This window comes from Bradyrhizobium sp. AZCC 1678 (genome assembly GCF_036924765.1).
GTDB classification, from domain to species: Bacteria; Pseudomonadota; Alphaproteobacteria; order Rhizobiales; family Xanthobacteraceae; genus Bradyrhizobium; species Bradyrhizobium algeriense.
Map to the genome: position 1 here is coordinate 2,936,166 of NZ_JAZHSE010000001.1, position 21,661 is coordinate 2,957,826.

Consider the following 21,661-nt stretch of genomic DNA (forward strand, 5'->3'; position numbering starts at 1 on the left):
GTGACTTCTTATTGCGGCGGCCTGTCGAATTTCCTGACGACTTCCCCCCACTTCACAATATCCCCGCGCAGGAATTTGTCGAATCCCTCCGGTGTCATCGACATAGGAACCGCGCCTTGCTGGGTCCAGAGCTTGACGATATCGGGTCGTTTCACGATCGCGTTCACGGCCGCATTGAGTTTGTCGATGATCGGCTTTGGCGTGCCCGCGGGCGCCATCAGGCCGAGCCAGATGGTGGCCTCATAGCCGGGAATGCCCGCCTCGATCACCGTCGGCGCATTGGGCAGGACAGTCGAGCGCGTTTTGCCCGTGGTGGCCAGCGCGCGCACCTGATTTTCGGCGACGTTGGGGGCCATCGCCGGAACCGCGTCGATCATCATCTGCACCTGGCCGCCGATCACGCCGCTGCGCGCCTCGCCGCTGTTGCGGTAGGGCACGTGCAAGACGTCGATGCTGGCCATGGCTTTGAACAGCTCGCCCGCCATGTGGTACGGCGTGCCCTGGCCTGATGAGGCGTAGTTCAGTTTCCCGGGCTGCGATTTGGCGAGCGCGATGAACTCCTGCAGCGTCTTCGCCTGCACGGAGGGATGAACCACGATGACAAGGTCGGAGTAATTGACCGGCGCAATCGGCGCGAGATCGCGCATCAGTTCGTATTTGCGCTGTGGAACCAGCGATTCATTCGCAGTCTGGGTGTTCGACATCATCAGCAGCGTATAGCCGTCGGGCGGCGACTTGACGGCATCCTGCGTGCCGATCACACCGCCGGCGCCGGTACGGTTTTCGACCACGAAGGGCTGGCCAAAACTCTCCTGCAGAATGTTCCCGATCTGGCGGGCGGTAACGTCGGCCGGGCCCCCCGGCGCCGAATGGAACAATCACCTTCACCGGCCGCGACGGATAGTCCTGTGCCAGACCGGGCGTCGCCAGAACAGGTGGCGCCGCAACAATTGCCGCCAGCGCGAGCGCCGTTCTCAAGCGCATCATGTCAACCTCCCGAACTGACTCTTTTTCTGCAAGGGCCCGTTTACCGGCCTCGTGCCAAGTCTAGTGCCAAGTCTAGCTATCCGCGCACTGACTGCTAGTCCCAGAATCAGATATTCGTCAGCGCATGTAATTCAGTGGATCGCCACAAGGAGCATGACATGAGGATATCACCCAGTCTGGCCGCCGTTGCGATCATGCTCTGCAGCTGTGCCGTGGCCAACGCCCAGACGCTTCCAGCCTATATGGCGCCGATATCCGGCAAGACCGCCGGAACGTCGTCGGATGTCGCGACCAGGGATATGCTGGCGCTCAACACCGGCATGTTCGAGCTCTATGGCGATGCAGCAAAGATTTTCCAGAAGAACATCCTGGGCAAGCATCCGGTGATCCTGGGTTTGTTCTCAGGCGCTGGCGGCCGGATGATCCTCTATCGACCGGGTATGGCGCCGATCGACGCGCCGCAGGTGCCGATCGTATATCAATTGCTCAAGTCCGTCGGCCACAGCACGATGGCGTTGGCCCAGGTCGTCGGTCCCTACATCGATAATGGCGATGACAAGTCCTGGCGCGGCTCGATGCTGGCCTATCGCAGCCGCATGCAGTCGGCGCTCGACGGCCTCGATGCGACACCGATGGAGCCGGGCTGGCGCGACAACAACCGCACCATCCTGCAGAACAACATCGCCTTCATGGACGAATGCGTTGCCAGAGGCGTCATTCCATTCGCTGCACTCGAAGCTTTCGGCAAGAAGCAGGCGCCATATCTGGCGAAGAACGTTGCCTGGGCGGCCCAGACGCAGGTCGCACACTGGATGACGGTGCTGGCCGAATGGAAGAAGCAGCTCGGGGCCGACTGGGACAAGACCTATGCCGCCAGCAACACGATCTACGTCGCGCGCCAGAACAACGTGCTGTTCAGCGTGCTGGCGCAATTCTTCGGCCCCGACGCCATCAATAACCGCCTGTTATTGATCGAGACGATTTCCTTCACGACCACGCCGGCCGACATGCTGGAATCGCTGACCCGCATCATCGCCGACCGCTCCGTCGGGGCGCTGTTCTTCGGCAATTACCATCTGATGGATTACGAACTGATGGGCGGCGATGCGCGTGCGGCGATCATCGCCGAGACCGGCAAGCGCGGCATGACACCGTTCCTGCCGCCCGTCGTTCCCTTTGGCTCGAAGCAGTGGCCGACACTGGTCACGCCGGGGCCGGGACCTGCGACCATCGCCGATCTGAAATAGTTCGGGCAAAAGGTTGAGAGCATGCGGCCTTCGCGACGCGAGTTTTTGAATTGGGTATCGGCGGGCGGCATCGCGCTCAGCCTGTCGCGTTTGGGATCAGCGGACGCGGCCTCCTTGCCCCCCGCGCGCGTCGCTTCCGGGGCGCTCGAACTGGAACCCGGCCGCCGATGGCGCGGGGCGGGTCGATGGCACGGCCAAGGTAACCGGCGCGAAGCTCTACGCATCCGACTTCCGCGCCGCCGATCTTCCGGGCTGGCCGGCCAATACCTCGCACGCGATGCTGATCCGCGCGCCGGATGCGACACACGTCTATCTCGGAATGGATCTCGCGCGGCTTGGCGGCGCGATGAAACCGTCGGTCGTGGTGACATCAGCCGATCTCGACAAGATCGGCGCCCGCGTTCCCGAATTTTATACCGGCGACCTGTTCTGTCCGCTGGGCAAGACACCGCTCTATCTGGGGCAGCCCGTCGGGCTGTTGATATTCGAGACGTTCGACGCCTTCGATCAGGCGCGCCTCGCATTGCGCGATGGAAAGTTCGTGAGGCTCGGCGAGGAGACCGGCCCCGTCGCTATGCCGGCCTATGGCGCCTATCGGTTCACGCGCGTGGCGGGCCCGACACCGGAAGCGCCCGACGTCTATTCGCCGATCATGGCCGGCTGGGTCAGCCCGGGACGCTCCCAGAACGTGCCGCTTCCGATATGGTCACCGGCCGCGAAGGACACCGAGGCTTCCTACGCCAAGGCCGCGATCCATGGCGAACGGATCCGCGCTGAACTCGCGGCTGAAAATCCGAATCTTTTGGTGCTCGATCGCGAATTCGAGACGCAATCGGTCGATCCGATGTTTCTCGAACCGGAGACTGGCCTCGCGTGGTACAGCAGGAACGGCGCAAGCCTTGAGCTCGTGCTTGGCGTGCAGTCGCCCTATGAGGCGGCGGAGTCGATCGCGCATATGCTTGGCGAGGCCCGCGCTCCCTTCAAGCCGGCGCGGATCAATACCCAGTTCACCTATATGGGCGGCGGCTTCGGCGGCCGCGATCACACGCCGTTTGTGCTGTATGTGGCGCTGGCGGCGATGTTCTTCCCCGGTCATCCCGTGCGGCTGGCGCATGACCGGTATCAGCAGTTTCAGGGCGGCATCAAGCGCCACGCCTTCAAGATGCGGTCGCGGATCGGCGTTGACCGGGGAAGCGGAAAAATTCAGGCTTTCGCTGCGGACCACGTTCTCGATGGCGGCGGCCTGGCCAATTTCTCGGTCAATGTCGCAACCTGCGGCGCGACCGCCGCGATCGGCATCTATGATGTGCCGAAGGTCGACGTGACTACGGTCGCCGTTCATTCACGCGGCGTGACTGCGGGATCGATGCGCGGTTACGGCACGCTGCAGACGATGACGGCGCTGGAGGCGCTGATCGACGAAGTGGCGGCTGCCTTGCCGCTTGATCCGATCGAGTTCCGGCGGCGCAATGCGCTCGCGCCCAAGGGCCGGACCATGACCGGCAATCCCTACGGCGTTTCGGTCCGCACCATTGAAGTCCTGGATAAGCTCGAGAAGCATCCGATCTGGCAGCAGCGCGCGCAGCAGAAATCCGCCGCGGCGCAGGGCATGCTCGTCGGTACCGGTGTTGCGTGTGTGACCAAGGACTATGGCACCGGCGCTGATTGTTCGCTGGGGCGTGTCGAGCTGTCTCCCGACGGCAAGATCACGATCTATGGCGATCATACCGAGATGGGCAACGGCATCGGCACCGCGCTTGGCAACCGGGTCGCGATCCATCTCGGTGTGGTCGCTGACGAAGTCTCGGTGGCGCGTGTCGACACCTATGACGCCCTCGGATTGGTCACATCGGGTGATCCCTACACGATGGACCAGAAGACACAGGACGCTGCGGAGAAAAATCCGCGCTGGGTGCCCGCCATCAGCTCGGCGACCAGTGCCTCGATCGGCGCGCATGTCGGTACCCACTCGGTCGCCGAAGCCGCGCGCGTCATCTTCCGTTTCGGCCTGTGGCCGGCGGCGCTGGAACTATGGCGCATCGCGCCGAATGATCCGCGCGCAAAGGATTGGGCGAAGGCGCAATGGAAGGACGGGCATCTCGTCGTGCCCGGTCTTGCGCCATTGCCGCTGCCGACCCTCGCCGCAAGAGCGCATGCGCGCAACCTCGTGACCGGCGCCGTGGCCCACAGCTTTTCCCGCTGGGCATGGTCGCGCGCGCGTTTTCTCCTTTTTGGCGAACAATATCGCGCCGATATCGACGCGCTGGCCTTGCGCAGGGGCAACGGCAAGTTCGAGCGCATCAACCGCGTCAGCGTCAAATTCCCACCGACCGACAACAACCGGATCGGCACCAGCTATACCTCGATGTGCGGCACGCTGGTTCGTATCGAGATCGAGCGCGCGACCGGCGCGCTGCGCATCGTCAAGGCCTATAGCGTATTCGAATGCGGCCAGGCGCTCGTGCCTGAGGTGGTGATGGGGCAGGCGCAAGGCGGCTTCGCGATGGGTGTCGGCTATGCCTTGCTGGAGACGCTGCCGCCCTTTGAAGGCGGCCCCGGCAACGGCCGGTGGAATCTCGGGCAATACCTCGTCGCGCGCGGATCGGACCTGCCGCTGCATGACCTCGAAATCGAAATGCTGCCGCCACTGACCCCGGATGAGCCGCCGAAGGGCATGGCGGAAGTCGTCATGGTTCCGGTGGTGCCCGCCATCCTGAATGCGATTTTCGACGCGACCGGCCGCCGGTTTCAGTCCCTGCCGGTGACGGCAAACCTGCTCAAGGGAGTTTTGGCGTGACTAAATTGAGCCTCACAATCAACGGCCGGGCGCACGGACCAGTGGAGGTGCGCGACGAACTTTCGATGAACGATTTTTTGCGCGAGTATCTCGGCATGACTGGCACCAAGTTCGGCTGTGGTGCCGCGCAGTGCCTGAGTTGCGCCGTGATCGTCGACGATCCCGATGGCACGAGCTACACCAGCCCGACCTGTGTCGCCTCGGCGGCAAGTTTTGACGGCAAGACCATCCGCACCGTCGAAGGACATGCGAAGGGCGACGAACTAACGGCGCTGCAAAAGGCCTTCATCCGGCACTTCGCCTTCCAGTGCGGCTATTGCACCGCGGGCTTCCTCAATGAGGGCCAGGTTCTGCTGGAGCGCCTGGCCAAGGCGCCCGTGAAGCGCGCTGATCTCGAAAACACGATCGCCGAAGCGCTCGATGGCCATATCTGCCGCTGCACCGGCTACATCAAATACCACGAAGCCGTGCGGGATGTGATCCTCGCAGATTCTAGGCGCTATCTCGTGGCCAACCAGTAAGCGAACGCCAGGGGCAATCGATATGAAATCGGAATTGCGGTTTCAGCTTGCGGTCGCCGTGCTTGCGGTCGCGGCGAGCATGTTTACCGGTTACGCCATTTCCCAAACCGCACCGCAATCGCTTGCAAGCCCGGAAAGCTTCGCGTCGATATCGGATACGGATGCGCGATCGGCGGCCATGTTTACCGAACTGGGCAAGGTGCTGACCCATCCGCGCTGCACGAATTGCCATCCCGCAACCGATCGGCCGCGGCAAGGCGACGAGGGCCGGCTGCACCAACCGCCGGTCACGCGCGGCGCGGACGGTCATGGCCTTCCGGCGATGCGCTGCTCAAGTTGTCACAAGCATGCGAACTTCGAACCCGGCCGCATGCCGGGCCATCCGGAATGGCATCTCGCGCCGCGCGAAATGGCGTGGGAGGGCAAGACGGTTGCCGAAATCTGCGCGCAGCTCAAGGACCCCGCACGCAACGGCGGACGCAAGGTCGAGGAACTCATCCATCATATCGGCGAAGACACGCTGGTTGGTTGGGCCTGGGTCCCCGGCGGAGGCCGCAGCCCCGCGCCGGGGACGCAAAAGCAGGCCGGTGCCCTGGTCGAAGCCTGGGTGAAGACCGGCGCGGGCTGCCCCGCGCAGTAGCATTTAGGCTTAGCGGCGATCGCCAGACGCTGCCGGCGATGGACAGCCGGCCATCCATAGGAATAATGCGGGGGATCAGGGGTATCTAACTTCGCCGACAGCGCGGGGATTCGAAAACATGAAACACCCAGGGATTTCACGCCGCCATGTGCTGGCCGGCGCCGGTGCTGCTCTCGCAGGCGCAGCATTCTCCACGCGCGTCGTGGCGGCTGCACCGCCATCGGAAACGGTGACCCCGGCGCTGATCGACGCGGCGAAGAAGGAAGGCAAGGTCATCTATTACACCTCGACCGATTTGCCGGTCGCGGAGAAGCTGGCCAAGGCGTTCGAGGCGAAATACCCGGGCATCGCCGTCCGCGTCGAGCGCACCGGCGCGGAGCGCGTGTTCCAGCGCATCGGCCAGGAATATTCCAGCAACATCCATGCCGTCGATATCGTGAACTCGTCCGATGCCGCGCATTTCATCGTCTGGAAACGCGACGGCATTTTGGCGCCTTACGTGCCGGAGGAGGTCGCAAAATATTATCCGGCCGAGCACAAGGACCCGGACGGCCAGTTTGCCAGCTTCCGCGTCTGGCTCAGCATCATTGCCTACAACACCAATCTGGTGAAAGCGGAGGACGCGCCGAAGAGCTTTGCCGATCTGCTCGACCCCAAATGGAAGGGCAAGATCGTCAAGGCACATCCCGGCTATAGCGGCACCATCATGACCGCGACCTACCAGATGCAACGCGATCTCGGCTGGAGCTTCTTCGAACAGCTTGCCAAGCAGAACATCATGCAGGTGCAGTCGTCGGCCGATCCGCCGAAGAAGCTCGATCTCGGCGAGCGCGCGGTGATGGCGGACGGCAACGAATACAACATCTTCCAGATGAAGGAGGCCGGCCGTCCGGTCGAGCCAGTATATGCCACGGAAGGGTCGCCGCTGATCATCGGACCGAACGGCGTCTTCAAGGATGCGCCCAATCCGAACGCGGCAAGGCTGTTTCAGTCGTTCAGTCTCAGCCGGGAGGCCCAGCAGCTGATCATCGATGTCGGCGGCCTCCGCTCGGTGCATTCTCAAACCGTCGAGAAGGCGGGGCGCAAGTCGCTCAAGGACATCAAGACCATGAAGGACGACGCCGCGGCGGTGGAGAAGGAGAGCGAGTCGATCAAGGCGCGCTACACAAAAATCTTCCGCATTTGACCGCTATGGCCTCCGGACTGCCTGAGACTTCGGTCGCCGAAGCGCTGGCCGAAAAGATCGTCGCACTGCAAGGCGGCGCATTGCCGGCCGCAACCGTGCGCAAATGCGAGGAGCTGCTGATCGACGTGGTCGGGCTATGTGTCACCGCGCGCAACGAGGCCTACGTCAGAAGCGCGTTGGCGGGTTACGACGATGATGGTCCCTGCACGGCGATCGGGCACAAGCGCACCCTGAATGCGGCAGGCGCCGCCTTCGTCAACGGCACGGCCGCGCATGGCGAGGATTTCGACGACACTTTTGAGGGAGGCCCGGTGCATGCCGGCGCCGTGATCGTGCCGGCGGTGCTCGCCGCCTGCGAGCGGCATAATCCTGACGGTCGCATGGCGCTGGTCGGGATCGCCGTCGGCACCGAAGTGCTGTGCCGGTTGAGCCTCGTGGTGCCGAAAGCCGTCCATAAGGCCGGCTTTCATCCGACGGCAATCTTCGGCGCGATGGGCGCGGCCGCCGGTGTCGGTGCGTCGCTCGGCCTCAATGCCAGGCAGATCGTCGATGCGCTCGGCGTCGCCGGCAGCATGGCCGGCGGCATTATCGAATACCTCGCGGAAGGTGCCTGGACCAAACGTCTGCATGCCGGATGGGCGGCGCAGTCGGGGATCCGCGCGGCGCTGTTGGCACGGGCAGGGTTCGTTGGCCCGCGCACGGTGTTCGAGGGCGTGCACGGGCTGTTCCACGGCTTCGCGCACACCACGGAGGGCGATTATGACGCGCTGACCGGCGATTTTGGCACGCGCTGGGTGACGGATACGCTGGCGTTCAAGCCTTATCCATGCGGGACCATGGCGCAGCCCTATATCGATTGCGCGCGCCGGCTCGCCGCGCGCGGCATCAAGCCCGAGGACGTTGCCGGGATCGTCTGCGAGGTGGCGGAGGGGACGGTGCACCGGCTATGGGAGCCGCTGGCCGACAAGCAACGTCCGCGCAACGGCTATGCCGCCAAATTCGCGGTGCCTTATCTGCTGGCTACCGGCTTCGTGCATGGCGGCGTCGGGCTTGGCGCGTTCACCGAAAATGCGATCCGCGATCCGCGCGTGCTGGCGCTCGCCGCCAAGGTGAAATTCGTGATCGATCGACACAACCCCTATCCGAACAATTACACCGGCCACATCCGCGCCACCCTCAGGGATGGCAGCGTGGTGGAAGAGCGGCAACCATATTTGCGGGGCGGCGCGCAGGAGCCACTGACGCGGCAGGACGTGACCGACAAGTTTTTGCTCAACGCCGAGCACGGTGGCTGGAGCGCTGCACAAAGCGATGCAGCGTTGAAACTGATGGCGGGGCTATATAATGGCCGTATCGATCTTTCCTCATTGCGCGGGTAGCGACTCATGACCCAGGAACTCGCCGGCAAGGTCGCTGTCGTCACAGGCGCGGGCCGCAACATCGGCCGCGCGATCGCCCTGACCCTGGCGGAAGGCGGTGCGTCCATCGTGGTCAATGCACGCAGCAATCGCGCCGAGGCGGACGCGGTTGGGCGCGAGGTCGAGGCCGCCGGTGGCAAGGCGCTGGTTCATATCGGCGACGTCGCCGACGCCACGGCAGTGCAGGCCATGGCGGATGCCGCCGTGAAGCAATTCGGCCGTATCGATATCCTTGTCAACAACGCGGCGCTGCGGCGCGAAAAACCCTTCGCCGAGATGGACTACGCGGCGTGGCGCGAAATCCTCGATGTCACCCTCGATGGAACGTTTCACTGCGTAAAGGCCTGCCTGCCGGTGCTGCGCAAGTCAGGTGAGGGGACCATCGTCAATATCGGCGGCCTCAGCGCGCATACGGGCGCGAAGAACCGCGCGCATGTGGTGACGGCGAAGGCGGGCATCATTGGCCTGACGCGGGCGCTGGCCCACGATCTTGCCGATGACGGCATCACCGTGAACTGCGTGGTTCCCGGGCTGATCGGCACGCCACGGCCCAAGGACAGACCGGAGCCGGCGCATCATTTGATCCATCAGACCATCACCGGCAATCGGGGCCTGCCGGAAGACGTCGCCGCAACCGTGCGTTTTCTGTGCGGGCCCGGCGCGCGCTACATCAACGGGCAGGCCATCCACACCAATGGCGGCGCCTATTTGGGCGCCTGATGCATGGCTAAAGGCCGTTTTTGCAGGTGTACTGCCTGACAAACCCTCTCGGCGACCGCGGCGTTTGATGTTACCTAGAAACGCATGAACCAGCATGCCAAGGTCGCTATCCGCCACTCCACCTGTCCGCACGATTGTCCGTCGGCCTGTGCGCTCGACATCGAAGTGATCGAAGGCCGTTCGATCGGCCGGGTTCGGGGCTCCAAGCTGCAGACCTATACCGCCGGTGTCGTCTGCGCGAAGGTCGCGCGCTACGCCGAGCGCATTCATCATCCCGACCGGCTGCTCTACCCGATGCGCCGCACTGGACCCAAAGGCTCCGGCCAGTTCGCGCGAATTTCCTGGGATGAAGCGCTGGACGAAATCGCCGCGCGTTTCAATCAGGCCGAGCGTGAATTCGGCGCTGAGTCTGTCTGGCCCTATTACTACGCCGGCACCATGGGGCTCGTCATGCGCGACGGCATCAATCGCCTCGCGCATGTGAAGAAGTATTCCCGTTTCTACGGCACCATCTGTGCGACCATCGCGCGCATCGGGTTTGCTATCGGCACTGGCAAGATCGCTGGCGTCGACCCGCGCGAGATGGGGGTCTCCGATCTCGTTGTGATCTGGGGCACCAACCCGGTGAATACCCAGGTCAACGTGATGACCCACGCCTCGCGCGCCCGCAAGGAGCGCGGCGCGAAGATCGCGGCGATCGATGTCTACAACAACGACACGATGAAGCAGGCCGATATCAAGATACTGCTCCGGCCGGGCACCGATGGCGCCTTCGCTTGCGGCGTCATGAACGTGTTGTTCCGCGAGGGTTACGCGGATCGCGCCTATATGGATCGCTACACCGATTGTCCTGACGAACTCGAGGCGCACCTTAAGACCCGCACGCCGGAATGGGCTTCAGCGATCTCGGGCGTGCCGGTGGAAGAAATCGAGGCGTTCGCGCGCGTTGTCGGCCAAACCAAACGTTCGTTCTTCCGCCTCGGCTACGGCTTCACGCGCAGCCGCAACGGAGCGGCGCAGATGCATGCAGCGTTGTGCATCCCGGCGGTGACTGGCGCCTGGCAGTATGAAGGTGGCGGCGCCTTCTTCAACAATGCTTCGATCTGGAAGTTCGACGAATCCATCATCGAGGGGCATGACGCAATCGACCGCACGACCCGCTGGCTCGATCAGTCCCTGATCGGGCGTATCCTGACCGGCGACGCCGAAGCCTTGAAGGGTGGACCGCCGGTCAAGGCGATGCTGATCCAGAATACCAACCCGGTGACGGTGGCGCCCGAACAGGCACTCGTGCGTCAGGGCTTCGCGCGCGAGGATTTGTTCGTCGCGGTGCATGAGCAGTTTATGACCGAGACGGCCGCCATGGCCGACATCGTGCTTCCGGCCACGATGTTCATGGAACACGACGACGTCTATTACGGTGGCGGGCACCAGCATATTTCGGTCGGCGCCAAGCTGATCGATCCGCCCGGTGAGTGCCGTTCCAACCATGAGGTGCTGCAAGGCCTCGGCCGTCGCCTCAACGCCGTGCACCCGGGCTTTGAGATGTCACCGCGCGAACTAATCGATGCGACGCTGAAAAAGAGCGGCCACGGCGATATCGAAGCGCTGGAAGCGGATCTATGGCGCGATATCCAGCCGGATTTTCGCACCTCGCATTATCTCGACGGCTTCGCGCACGCTGACAAGAAGTTCCACTTCAAGGCCGACTGGGCGCACCCGCCCGTCGGCAATCCGGGCCTGGGTCCCTGGGCCGAGATGCCCTCGTTGCCCGATCACTGGACGATCATCGAGGAGGCGGATGTGAAACATCCGTTCCGCCTCGCCACTTCGCCGTCGCGCAGCTATCTCAACACCAGTTTCAACGAGACGCCGGGATCGCAGGCTCGCGAGGGTGCGCCGACAGTGATGATGCACCCCGAAGACGCCTCAAGCCTTTCGATTGCCGATGGCGATGCCGTGACGCTCGGCAACATGCGGGGCGAAACCACGCTGACCGTGAAGGTATTTGACGGTGTACGCCGCGGCGTGCTGATCGCCGAATCCATCCATCCGAACAAGGCGCATATCGGCGGCCGCGGCATCAACATGCTGACCGGAGCTGAGGCTGTTGCTCCCGTCGGTGGGGCGGCATTCCATGACAACAAGGTCTGGGTGAAGAAGGCTGGGCCCGCCGGCTAATTCCCGCTTGCGGTCCGCTGCCATCCTGCCGCAAATGCTTGCCGTGCAACGGCAAACTAGGCGAGCAGGACAATGACCGACACGAGCAGCGTGATACGCGAAAAGCGCGGACAGGCGTTCTGGATTACCATCAACCGGCCCGACAAGCGCAACGCCATCAATGCCGATGTGGTCGCCGGCATCGCCCGCGGCTATCGCGAAGCGCATGAAGACAAGGAGGTCCGCGTTATCGTGCTGACGGGCGCGGGCGACAAGGCGTTTTGCGCGGGTGCCGATCTGCAGCACAGCGGCGCTGCCTTCGCGATGGATTATTCCCGGCCGAATGTCGACTACGCCGATCTGCTGCGGCTGTCGCAGAACGCCACCAAGCCCGCGATCGCCCGCGTGGGCGGCGTCTGTATGGCCGGCGGCATGGGACTGTTGTGCATGACCGACATGGCGGTCGCCGCCGATCATGTGATTTTTGGTCTACCCGAAGTGAAGGTCGGCGTGTTCCCGATGCAGGTGCTGAGCCTGTTGCAGTCGATCGCACCGAAGCGGCTGGTCAGCGAGTGGTCGCTGACCGGCGAACCGTTCGACGCGCATACCGCGCAGGCGGCTGGACTCCTGAACTACGTGGTGCCCTCGGCTGAACTGGACGCCAAGGTCGATTGGCTGATCAGCCGCATCGTCGACAAGTCGCCGACCGCGATCCGGCGCGGCAAATACGCCATGCGGGCGATCGCCTCGATGTCGTTCGACGAGAGCATCGCCTATACCGAAAGCCAGATCGCGCTGCTGGCGATGACGGAAGACGCCAAGGAGGGCCTCAAGGCGTTCGGCGAAAAGCGCAAGCCATCATGGCCGGGCAAATAGCTCGATAGGACGGTTCCATAGCCTACGGACACGACCGAGGCAGCTCTTATGCGCGGTTATTCCTCGACTTCGCGCGTTCGGCGGCCTCGCGCCACCGTCGAACAATTTCGGCCGTGATGATGTATGCGCCAACAATCAGCAAAATGGCTTCGATCATGACTTGTCCCCGCCAAGGAAGCGCCGCCGATAAACTACAATACGCATGTGTAGTTGCCAAGTCGGCTTTCTACATCCGAAACGAGTTCCAATGACGAGGTTCCCGAAGGGGCGTCCGTTCTTATCTTGAATTGGAGGAGGGCAAATACGAGCAACGTCCTCGGCGCTGCGCGGCTGGCGGCCTTGTATATCGAGGAAACCAACGTGGGGACAGATCCCGGCCGCGATCGAGATCTGACACGGCCCGAGGTGGAGACACTGCTCGACCGCTGGTTCTTGCCATCAACGCACGAGGCGGTCAGCCAAGATCAATCGGGGGCGTAGACGACGTTTACCCCACATTCGCTTTCAGTCCGGCGGCTTCGATGCCAGCGACCGCGCAAGCCTCGTCATTGTCGGACGTGTCGCCGCTGACGCCGACGGCGCCGAGCAGGCCTCCATCGCCCTGGATCAGCACGCCGCCGGGCACTGGCACAAGGCGGCCTTGGGCCATCGTGTTCACCGCACTGACGAAGTAGGCCTGCTCCTGGGCGCGCTGGAACAACGCCCGCGATCCCATGCCCATCGCGAGCGCGCCATAAGCCTTGCCGTGCGCGATCTCGGCCCGCATCAGGCTGGTGCCATCCTGCGCCGCCGTGACCTTCACGCAGCCGCGGGCATCAAGGATGGTGATGACCAGCGGCTTCAGTTTCGTCTCGACGCCCTTGGCAAGGGCGGCATCGAGAATCTTGCGGGCGACGTCGAGGGTAAGTTCGGCCATGAATAAGTTCCTTTGCGATTGAGTGGGGATTACTGGTTGGGCCGCGCGCTGTCGAGGCTCATCGCGAGCACCCGGGCGACGTGCAGCGCTGCACGGTTCGTGCCATCCTTGATCTGGTGCCGGCAGGAGGTGCCGTCGGCGACGATCAGCGTGGACACGTCGGCTTGGCGTACCGCCGGCAGCAGCGACAGCTCGGCCATCTCCATCGAGGCTTGATAGGTGTCGGCGGCGTAGCCGAACGCGCCGGCCATGCCGCAACAACTGGATTCGATGGTTTCGACACTGAGATCGGGAATGAGGCGAAGTATTTTTTCGACCGGCTTGAACGCGCCGAATGATTTTTGATGGCAGTGGCCGTGAACCAGCGCTTTCGCCGGCATGGCGCCGAGCGGCAGTTTCAGGCGGCCGGCTTCCGCCTCGCCAACCAGAAACTCCTCGAACAGCAATGCGTGTGCGCTGACGATCTTTGCGTCTTTGTCCGAGCGCAGCGAGAGCAGCTCGTCGCGAAGCGTCAGCAGACAGCTCGGCTCCAGCCCTACGATCGGCACGCCGCGCGCGGCGAATGGGGCGTAAGTCGCCACCAGACGATCCAGTTCGCTGCGCGCCTGTTCGACCAGGCCGGCTGAGAGGAACGTCCGCCCGCAACACAGCGGACGGGCGCGGTCGACAGGTCTTGGCATATGCACGCGATATCCGCCTTCAATCAAAACACGCAACGCGGCGTCGAGATTCTCGCGCTCATAGGCGCGGTTGAACGTATCGGCGAACAGCACAACCTCATGGCCATCCGCGGCGCCGAAGACCTCAGCGCCGGCCTTGAACACGTCGCGGCGGAATGCGGGCAGGACGCGCTTCGCGCTGATGCCGGCAAACTTCTCGAACAGCGCACGCAGCAACGGACTGTTGTTGCGCCAGTTGGCGAGGGGAGCGAAGCGGGAGGCGAGATCCGCATAGCGCGGCAGATAGCCGACTAACCGGTCGCGCAGCGAAAGGCCGTGCTTCTCTGCGCGGGCGGCCAGCACCTCGATCTTCATCTTGGCCATGTCGACGCCGGTCGGGCATTCATGACGGCAAGCCTTGCAGGACACGCAGAGTTTGAGCGTATCCATCATCTCGTCGGAGGACAGAGCATCCGGCCCGAGCTGGCCCGAGATCGCCAGCCGCAGCGTATTGGCGCGGCCTCGCGTAACATCCTTCTCGTTGCGGGTCGCGCGGTAGGACGGGCACATCACGCCGCCCTCGAGCTTCCGGCAGGCGCCGTTGTTGTTGCACATCTCGACGGCGCCCTGAAAGCCGCCGCCGGCGCCGGGATAGGCCGACCAGTCGAGCACGGTCTTCAGCTCGCCTATGCGATAGTCCGGCGAAAAGCGAAACAGCGAACGATCGTCCATTTTGGGCGGATCGACGATCTTGCCGGGATTGAGCAGATTGTCCGGATCGAAGCGCTGCTTGACCTCCCGGAAATCGGCAACGATGCGGGAGCCGAACATCGCCTCGTGAAATTCGGAACGAACCAGCCCGTCGCCATGCTCGCCGGAGTGCGAGCCCTTGTATTCGCGCACCATCTCGAACGTTTCTTGGGCGATGGCCCGCATCGCCTTGACGTCCTTTTCGAGCTTCAAATTGAGGACAGGGCGCACATGCAGGCAGCCTTCAGACGCATGCGCATACATGGTGCCGCGCGTGCCGTGCCTGGCGAAGATGGCGTTGAGCCGTTCGGTATAGTCCGCGAGATGCGGCAGCGGAACCGCGCAATCCTCGACAAAGGAGACCGGCTTGCCTTCCTGCTTCATCGACATCATGACGTTAAGGCCGGAGGTGCGGAAATCCGCGATTGCCGTCTGCGTCGCGGGTTCTATGACGTCGACCACACCACCCCATTTGCGCTGCGGATGGTTCCAGCCGAAGCCAAGGTCTGCCATCAATTCGGAAAGCCGCTTTAGCTTTTGCAGATTGTCGAGCTGATCCTCTTCCGCAAATTCGACGATCAGCAGCGCATCCGGATCGCCGCGCACGGTCGCCTCGATTACGGGCCGGAACAGCGCGATGTCACGCCCGAGCGCGATCATGGTGCGATCAACCAGTTCCACCGCGATCGGACGCAGCTTCACCAGATGTTGTGCCGCATCCATCGCTTCGTAAAAACTGCCGAAATGGCAGACACCCAGCACCTTGTTGCGGATCACAGGCCACAGCTTGAGTTCGACCTGCGTGGTGAAGGCCAGCGTCCCCTCGGAGCCGACCAGCAGATGCGCCATGTTGTTCGGCGCGTTGCGCGGCACCAGCGCATCGAGATTGTAGCCGCCGACGCGGCGCTGCACCTTTGGAAACCGCTCCGATATCTCGGCGGCCTCGCGCTCGCCGAGATCGAGCATGTCACGGAATAGCGCAAGCCCGCTCTGGGACGAGTTCACCCGCGCCAGATCCCGCGGGACCTCGCCGAAATGCAGAAGCGTGCCGTCGGCCAGCGCCGCATCCATCGATAGCGTGTTGTCGCGCATGGTGCCGTAGCGCAGCGAACGGCCGCCGCAGGAATTGTTGCCGGCCATGCCGCCGATGGTGGCGCGCGAGGCGGTGGAGACGTCGACCGGAAACCAGAGCCCGTGCTTTTTGAGCTGGCGATTGAGGTCGTCGAGCACGATGCCGGGCTCGACCACGCAGGTACGGTTCTCGACATCTAGCGAGAGGATGCGGTTCAGGTGCTTGGAGAAGTCGACGACAATCCCGCCGTTGACCGTCTGGCCGCACTGCGAAGTGCCGCCGCCGCGCGGGGTGACCATCAGGCCGTCATCGCGGGTGATCGCAAGCGCGCGCAGCGCCTCATCGATGGTACGGGGGATCACGACCCCGAGTGGCATGATCTGGTAAAACGACGCGTCGGTGGCGTAGCGGCCGCGGTCGATGGCGTCGAAAAGGACGTCGCCGGTCAGATCTGACCGCAGGCGTCGCTCGAGCATTGAGGCGTTTTTCATCCCAAATCCAAAGCGATCCAAGAGGGCTGTTGTAACCCCTCAACGGGATTATGCACTTTTTACAGGACGAATTACATTATGAATTCATAATCGGCAAGCTAGCTGCCCGCAGTCGCGGCTGCGGTGGCATCCCGTGCCACGGCCAGATGTTCAATGGCTGCGGCTCGCTTGTTGCGCAAGTGCTGGAACAGGATGTCGCTCAGCTCGCTTGCGGCGCGACGACGCAGCGCATCCAGGATCGCTTCGTGCTCGCGCATCGCTTCGCCCCAGCGCTGCCGCTTGCGCGCGAAATTGGCAGAATAGCGGACGCGGCGGATCCGGCCGGCAAAACTGGCGTAGGCCGCGCGCAGGGTCTCGTTGCGGGCGGCAGCAACGATACTCTCATGGATGCGCTGGTTGACCTGAAAATAGCCGGGCATGTCGCTATTGAGGTAGTGGCCGTACATCTCATAGTGCAGCCGCTCGATCGCGACGATTTCCTCGTTTGTGATGGCTTCGCAGGCAAGGCGTCCGGCGAGGCTTTCCAGGCCAGCCATCACGTCGAAAAGCTCCTCCAGATCCCGCTCGCTAAGCTGGCGCACGCGTGCGCCGCGGTTGGGAAGGAGTTCGATCAGGCCCTCCGCGGCCAGGACCTTGAGCGCCTCGCGCAGCGGCGTCCTGGAGATTCCAAGCATCTCGCAGAGCTGCCGTTCCGGAACACGTGCACCCTCTGGAATGTTGCCTTCGACGACGTAATCGCGAAGCCGCAGCAGGATTTCGCCGTGAAGCGAGGCCTCCTGGCGGTCGGACTGGGCGATCGGCACCCCGGCTTCGGGAATCGTGGATTTCATTTGCATAACAGTAGTTTGCGGAATCTGCGGCGTCGACGATCCAAATCGAATACCAAAATTAGATTGAAAAGACAAAAAATGAATGCAAAATGAGCTGCCCGTTGATCGAAACGGGCTTCCTGGGAGGTTATCATGCGGCAAGGACGGCATTTTCTGCAGATTCCAGGGCCGAGTCCGGTCCCGGACCGGGTTCTTCGCGCGATGGACATGCCCGTGATCGATCACCGCAGCGCCCAATTCGCCGAACTCGGGCGGGCGGTGCTGGAGGGTAGCCAGCGGATTTTCCAGACCGCTGGACCGGTGATGATCTTCCCGTCGTCAGGGACCGGCGCCTGGGAGGCCGCGATCGTCAATACGCTTTCGCCGGGCGACAAGGTCCTGATGGCGGAGACCGGCCACTTTGCGACCCTGTGGTGCCAGATGGCGGGCCGCTTCGGGATCGAGGTCGATTTCATTGCCGGGGATTGGCGTCGCGGCGCCGACCCCGCCCAGATCGAGGCGAGACTCACAGATGACGCCGAACACGCGATCAAGGCGGTGATGGTCGTCCATAACGAGACGTCGACCGGCGCCACAAGTCGTATCGCCAACATACGCGCCGCGATCGACCGGACCGGACATCCCGCTTTGTTGATGGTCGACACCATCTCCTCGCTCGGGTCGGTCGACTACCGGCATGACGAATGGAAGGTCGATGTCAGCGTCAGTTGTTCGCAAAAGGGTTTCATGCTGCCGCCCGGCCTCGGCTTCAACGCGATCTCGGAGAAGGCCCGCGCCGCTGCCAGGACCAACCGGATGCCGCGCTCCTATTTCGACTGGGAGGAAATGCTGAAGCCGAACGCGAAGGGCTTCTTCCCGTACACGCCGGCGACAAACCTGCTTTACGGGCTGCGCGAGGCGATTGCGATGCTGCTCGAAGAGGGGCTCGATAATGTGTTTGCGCGTCACCAGCGGCTCGCCGCAGCGACGCGAGCGGCGGTCAATCATTGGGGGCTGGAGGTGTTGTGCCAAGAGCCCCAGGAATATTCGCCTGTACTGACCGCCGTGCTGATGCCGCCGGGGCATGACGCCGATCAATTCCGTCAGGTCGTTCTCGACAACTACAACATGTCGCTCGGCTCAGGCCTGTCGAAGGTCGCAGGCAAGGTGTTTCGCATCGGCCATCTCGGTGAATGCAACGAGCTCACGCTGCTCGGTGCGTTGACCGGTGTGGAGATGGGCTTGTCGGTCGCAGGCGTACCGCACCGCTCCGGAGGCGTCGATGCCGCGATGAAGTATCTGGAGCGGCGTCCGCAAGGCAATTCCCCGGCGCATCTCAAGGTCGTCGGCAGCTAGCCGGCAGCTCGCGCCTGCCCGGGTGGGCGCCGCTCCAGCCCTGCTCCTTATGCATTGACGTGCTGCGTCCGGCGGGCGACAAGCCCGCCAAATGGTGATATTCGAGCGGCTCGAAACGCCAAGGTAATACCGGGAAGGACGCCCATGACCGTGCATACTGGAAGGCATTTTCTGCAGATTCCGGGACCGACCAACGTGCCGGACCGGGTGCTGCGGGCCATGGATATGCCGACCATGGACCATCGGGGTCCCGAGTTCGCCGAGGTCGGCCACGCCGTGCTGGCGGCCATGCAGCGGGTGTTTCGCACCAGGCAGCCGGTGATCATCTACCCGTCGTCCGGCACTGGCGCCTGGGAGGCGGCCCTCGTCAATACGCTGCAGCCCGGCGACAAGGTTCTGATGGCGGAGACCGGGCAGTTTGCCGTGCTGTGGCGCGGTATCGCCGAGAAGTTCAAGGTCGATGTCGATTTCCTGCCCGGTGACTGGCGTCACGGCGCCGACCTCGAGCAGATCGAGGCGCGGCTGTCGGCCGACAAGGCGCACAAGATCAAGGCCGTGTGCGTGGTTCACAACGAGACCTCGACCGGCTGCGTCACCCATCCGCAGGAAGTTCGCAAGATTCTCGATCGCGTCAATCATCCGGCGCTGCTGATGGTCGACACCATCTCCGGCCTCGGATCGCTGGAATATGAGCACGATGCCTGGGGCATCGACGTGTCGGTCGCGGGATCGCAGAAGGGCCTGATGCTGCCGCCGGGTCTCGGCTTCAACGCCATCTCGGAAAAGGCGCTCGCCGTGGCGAAGGCAAACCCCGCCATGCGCTCCTACTGGGACTGGCAGGAGGTCATCGCGATCAACAAGGCGGGCACCTGGCCCTACACGCCCGCGACCAACCTGCTGTTCGGGTTGCGCGAGGCGGTCAACATGCTCGAGGAAGAGGGCCTGGAGAACGTCTTCGCCCGGCACAAGCGCCACAGCGCCGCGACGCGCGCCGCCGCCAAGGTGTGGGGCCTCGAAACGCAATGCCAGGAGCAGGGCGCGCACTCGCCTGCGCTGACCGGCGTCGTCATGCCGGAAGGCCATGACGCCGATAATTTCCGCAAGGTCGTGCTGGAAAACTTCGACATGTCGCTCGGCACCGGCCTGAACAAGATCAAGGGCAAGGTGTTCCGGATCGGCCATATCGGGCACTTCAACGATCTGATGTTGATGGGCACGCTGTCGGGCGTCGAGATGGGCCTCGATCTCGCCAAGGTGCCGCACCGCGGCGGCGGCGTGCTGGCGGCGATGGAAGTGCTCAAGGGACGCGACGTCGTATCGATGCCGAAGGCCGCCGTCGCCTGAGACCATTTGACCGAAACAAAAACAGAGAGAGCTGCGATGAACGCTCCGGTAGCTGCGACCGAAGACCTGATTTATTCCGTCGAGGACGGTATCGCCCGGCTGACGTTCAACCGTCCGCAGGCGCGCAATGCGCTGACCTTTGCCATGTACGAACAGATGGCGGCGATCTGCGAAACCGTCAACAATGATCGCTCGATCAAGGCGATGATCCTGACCGGCGCCGGCGACAAGGCGTTCGCGTCGGGCACCGACATCTCGCAGTTCCGCGCCTTCAAGACCGCGCAGGATGCGCTCGACTACGAGGCGCGGATCGATCGTGTGCTCGGTGCATTGGAAGCATGCCGGGTGCCGACGATCGCGGCCATTGCCGGCGCCTGCACCGGCGGCGGCGCCGGGATCGCGGCGTGCTGCGACATTCGCATCGGCACCGAGGCGACGCGCATCGGCTTTCCGATTGCGCGCACGCTCGGCAATTGCCTGTCGATGTCGAATATTTCCAGGCTGGTTTCGCTGGTCGGCCCGGCGCGGACCAAGGACCTGATCTTCAAGGCGCGGCTGGTCGAGGCGCCGGAAGCGCTAGCGCTCGGGCTGCTCAATGAGGTGGTGCCTGATGTCGCGACGCTGCAGCGCCGCGCCGATGAAACCGCGAAGCTCGTCGCCAGCCATGCGCCGATCACGCTCGAAGTCACCAAGGAAGCGGTGCGCCGCATCCGGCGGACGCTGACGCGCGACGAAGGCGAAGACCTGATCCTGCGCGCCTATATGAGCGAGGATTTCCGCGAAGGAATGGACGCGTTCCTCAACAAGCGCACGCCGAACTGGAAGGGCAAGTAGCCGAACGGGGCGACAAGCGGTCAGAACCGCTCACTATGGTCTGGCAGCCTTTTTTGCCAGTTCCATGCCCAGGTCGAGCGCCGCGATACCTATTCTGTCTGAAGGGGTTGTGAGGCAACGTTGATCCATCCACGCAATGATCGCGTCGAAGTCGCCGCCACCAACCATGTCCCGTTCGCCGCTGATGTTCAGGCCGCTGATGAATCCAACCAGCCAGGATTCAAAGCTTCCTTTGACGACCGCATTCTTTTTGCGGTTGGTCCACGCCGTGCAGGTTTGAGAACCCGCGCCGATGATTGAAGAACCGGCGTCCGCGGCGGTGGCAAGACAGGCCAGGAGCAAACCAATCGCGAACGCCTTCATGCTTCCTCGCCGGCGCGTCATTCGTCGGTTCGCAGCATGGCAGGACGGCTACGGCTTCTTGAGGCAAAGACCGACGGCCGGACCGGTGCCGCACTTAGCGCCATCGGGTGCACCGCCAGACGGGCAGAACACCGACACCAGGTTTTCATTTGCATCGCAACTGACCTCGCCGCTCGCCTGAACCGATCTGATGGAAGCGCTAGCCGGTCCGGGATCGCCTTTTGCGCCGGGGGCGCCCTGCGGTCCTTGTGGCCCTTGGGGACCCTGTGGCCCTTGAGCGCCCTGTTGTCCTTGAGGGCCCGGCACGCCTTGCAAGCCCTGCGCGCCCTGCGGCCCGGCTGGTCCTTGAGGGCCGGCATCCCCCTTCGGTCCCGGATCCCGTCCGCACCCGGCGAGGGCTATCGTCGCGCCCACGAGGACGGTTATCAAAATCCTTCTCATTCAGCTTCTCCCCCTGATTTACCTTGTAGCGTGCATTAAATGGGCCCACTCACAGCCATGCAACGGAAAAGCGG

At 63.3% G+C, this 21,661-nt stretch carries 14 protein-coding genes and 3 pseudogenes; 12 read left to right on the forward strand and 5 right to left on the reverse strand.

The genetic code is table 11. The features are described from left to right. Nucleotides 1-8 precede the first annotated feature (8 nt). Nucleotides 9-984 (reverse strand): annotated as a pseudogene (locus tag V1294_RS14010) (Bug family tripartite tricarboxylate transporter substrate binding protein). A 161-nt stretch (nucleotides 985-1,145) separates the two neighbouring features. Here V1294_RS14010 and V1294_RS14015 point away from each other — a divergent pair. The 9 genes and pseudogenes from V1294_RS14015 to V1294_RS14055 all read left to right on the forward strand — a co-directional run bounded on the left by V1294_RS14015 (nucleotide 1,146) and on the right by V1294_RS14055 (nucleotide 12,552). After that, nucleotides 1,146-2,234: a hypothetical protein gene (locus V1294_RS14015; protein ID WP_334497855.1), complete on the forward strand. Its 1,089-nt coding sequence runs from the start codon at nucleotides 1,146-1,148 to the stop codon at nucleotides 2,232-2,234. Nucleotides 2,235-2,255: 21 nt separating this feature from the next. Next, nucleotides 2,256-5,031 (forward strand): annotated as a pseudogene (locus V1294_RS14020) (xanthine dehydrogenase family protein molybdopterin-binding subunit). Beyond that, entirely contained in the window at nucleotides 5,028-5,552 is a 525-nt protein-coding gene (locus tag V1294_RS14025; protein WP_334482956.1) for a (2Fe-2S)-binding protein, read from the forward strand. Before V1294_RS14020 ends, V1294_RS14025 begins: the two are co-directional and overlap by 4 nt. A 22-nt stretch (nucleotides 5,553-5,574) precedes the next feature. After that, nucleotides 5,575-6,192: an Isoquinoline 1-oxidoreductase subunit gene (locus V1294_RS14030; protein WP_334497856.1), complete on the forward strand. Its 618-nt coding sequence runs from the start codon at nucleotides 5,575-5,577 to the stop codon at nucleotides 6,190-6,192. A gap of 118 nt (nucleotides 6,193-6,310) precedes the next feature. After that, on the forward strand, nucleotides 6,311-7,378 hold the full coding sequence (locus tag V1294_RS14035; protein ID WP_334497858.1) for an ABC transporter substrate-binding protein: 1,068 nt from the start codon (nucleotides 6,311-6,313) through the stop codon (nucleotides 7,376-7,378). Nucleotides 7,379-7,383: 5 nt separating this feature from the next. After that, on the forward strand, nucleotides 7,384-8,757 hold the full coding sequence (locus V1294_RS14040) for an MmgE/PrpD family protein (protein ID WP_334497860.1): 1,374 nt from the start codon (nucleotides 7,384-7,386) through the stop codon (nucleotides 8,755-8,757). A 6-nt stretch (nucleotides 8,758-8,763) separates the two neighbouring features. Then, the gene (locus tag V1294_RS14045) at nucleotides 8,764-9,516 is read left to right on the forward strand and encodes a 3-oxoacyl-ACP reductase family protein (protein ID WP_334497862.1); all 753 of its coding nucleotides are present in this window, start codon (nucleotides 8,764-8,766) and stop codon (nucleotides 9,514-9,516) included. 84 nt (nucleotides 9,517-9,600) lie between these two features. Then, complete coding sequence (locus tag V1294_RS14050) at nucleotides 9,601-11,697, forward strand: molybdopterin oxidoreductase family protein (protein WP_334497864.1); 2,097 nt, start codon at nucleotides 9,601-9,603, stop codon at nucleotides 11,695-11,697. 72 nt (nucleotides 11,698-11,769) lie between these two features. After that, the gene (locus tag V1294_RS14055) at nucleotides 11,770-12,552 is read left to right on the forward strand and encodes an enoyl-CoA hydratase/isomerase family protein (RefSeq protein WP_334497865.1); all 783 of its coding nucleotides are present in this window, start codon (nucleotides 11,770-11,772) and stop codon (nucleotides 12,550-12,552) included. A gap of 487 nt (nucleotides 12,553-13,039) precedes the next feature. On the opposite strand, the gene V1294_RS14060 is transcribed toward V1294_RS14055, so the two are convergent. The 3 genes and pseudogenes from V1294_RS14060 to V1294_RS14070 form a co-directional block, all read right to left on the reverse strand. After that, nucleotides 13,040-13,468: a GlcG/HbpS family heme-binding protein gene (locus V1294_RS14060; RefSeq protein ID WP_334497866.1), complete on the reverse strand. Its 429-nt coding sequence runs from the start codon at nucleotides 13,466-13,468 to the stop codon at nucleotides 13,040-13,042. Then, nucleotides 13,464-16,440, reverse strand: a pseudogene (locus V1294_RS14065) (FAD-binding and (Fe-S)-binding domain-containing protein); the annotation flags it as partial. The gene V1294_RS14060 and the pseudogene V1294_RS14065, both read right to left, overlap by 5 nt. A 98-nt stretch (nucleotides 16,441-16,538) precedes the next feature. Continuing rightward, nucleotides 16,539-17,270, reverse strand: coding sequence for a GntR family transcriptional regulator (locus tag V1294_RS14070; RefSeq protein ID WP_334504642.1), 732 nt, complete (start codon nucleotides 17,268-17,270; stop codon nucleotides 16,539-16,541). A gap of 132 nt (nucleotides 17,271-17,402) precedes the next feature. Here V1294_RS14070 and V1294_RS14075 point away from each other — a divergent pair, with 132 nt between their 5' ends. From V1294_RS14075 to V1294_RS14085, 3 genes are all read left to right on the forward strand, one after another. Then, nucleotides 17,403-18,605: a pyridoxal-phosphate-dependent aminotransferase family protein gene (locus V1294_RS14075; protein WP_334497868.1), complete on the forward strand. Its 1,203-nt coding sequence runs from the start codon at nucleotides 17,403-17,405 to the stop codon at nucleotides 18,603-18,605. 144 nt (nucleotides 18,606-18,749) lie between these two features. After that, nucleotides 18,750-19,949 carry a pyridoxal-phosphate-dependent aminotransferase family protein gene (locus tag V1294_RS14080; protein ID WP_334497870.1) on the forward strand — a complete coding sequence of 400 codons (1,200 nt, stop codon included), beginning with the start codon at nucleotides 18,750-18,752 and terminating at the stop codon, nucleotides 19,947-19,949. Nucleotides 19,950-19,985: 36 nt separating this feature from the next. Beyond that, a complete protein-coding gene (locus tag V1294_RS14085) occupies nucleotides 19,986-20,783 on the forward strand; it encodes an enoyl-CoA hydratase/isomerase family protein (RefSeq protein WP_334497872.1) in 798 nt (265 codons plus the stop codon). Nucleotides 20,784-20,816: 33 nt separating this feature from the next. Here the strand turns inward: V1294_RS14085 and V1294_RS14090 are convergent, their stop codons facing one another. Beyond that, entirely contained in the window at nucleotides 20,817-21,146 is a 330-nt protein-coding gene (locus tag V1294_RS14090; RefSeq protein ID WP_334482929.1) for a hypothetical protein, read from the reverse strand. Nucleotides 21,147-21,661 lie beyond the last annotated feature (515 nt).

What these genes read in the sequence shown, in the direction of transcription:
- V1294_RS14015 (WP_334497855.1), top strand. Translation starts at nt 1,146, where the DNA reads ATGAGGATATCACCCAGTCTGGCCGCCGTTGCGATCATGCTCTGCAGC.
- V1294_RS14030 (WP_334497856.1), top strand. Translation starts at nt 5,575, where the DNA reads ATGAAATCGGAATTGCGGTTTCAGCTTGCGGTCGCCGTGCTTGCGGTC.
- V1294_RS14035 (WP_334497858.1), top strand. Translation starts at nt 6,311, where the DNA reads ATGAAACACCCAGGGATTTCACGCCGCCATGTGCTGGCCGGCGCCGGT.
- V1294_RS14040 (WP_334497860.1), top strand. Translation starts at nt 7,384, where the DNA reads ATGGCCTCCGGACTGCCTGAGACTTCGGTCGCCGAAGCGCTGGCCGAA.
- V1294_RS14045 (WP_334497862.1), top strand. Translation starts at nt 8,764, where the DNA reads ATGACCCAGGAACTCGCCGGCAAGGTCGCTGTCGTCACAGGCGCGGGC.
- V1294_RS14050 (WP_334497864.1), top strand. Translation starts at nt 9,601, where the DNA reads ATGAACCAGCATGCCAAGGTCGCTATCCGCCACTCCACCTGTCCGCAC.
- V1294_RS14055 (WP_334497865.1), top strand. Translation starts at nt 11,770, where the DNA reads ATGACCGACACGAGCAGCGTGATACGCGAAAAGCGCGGACAGGCGTTC.
- V1294_RS14060 (WP_334497866.1), bottom strand. Translation starts at nt 13,468, where the DNA reads ATGGCCGAACTTACCCTCGACGTCGCCCGCAAGATTCTCGATGCCGCC.
- V1294_RS14070 (WP_334504642.1), bottom strand. Translation starts at nt 17,270, where the DNA reads ATGAAATCCACGATTCCCGAAGCCGGGGTGCCGATCGCCCAGTCCGAC.
- V1294_RS14075 (WP_334497868.1), top strand. Translation starts at nt 17,403, where the DNA reads ATGCGGCAAGGACGGCATTTTCTGCAGATTCCAGGGCCGAGTCCGGTC.
- V1294_RS14080 (WP_334497870.1), top strand. Translation starts at nt 18,750, where the DNA reads ATGACCGTGCATACTGGAAGGCATTTTCTGCAGATTCCGGGACCGACC.
- V1294_RS14085 (WP_334497872.1), top strand. Translation starts at nt 19,986, where the DNA reads ATGAACGCTCCGGTAGCTGCGACCGAAGACCTGATTTATTCCGTCGAG.
- V1294_RS14090 (WP_334482929.1), bottom strand. Translation starts at nt 21,146, where the DNA reads ATGAAGGCGTTCGCGATTGGTTTGCTCCTGGCCTGTCTTGCCACCGCC.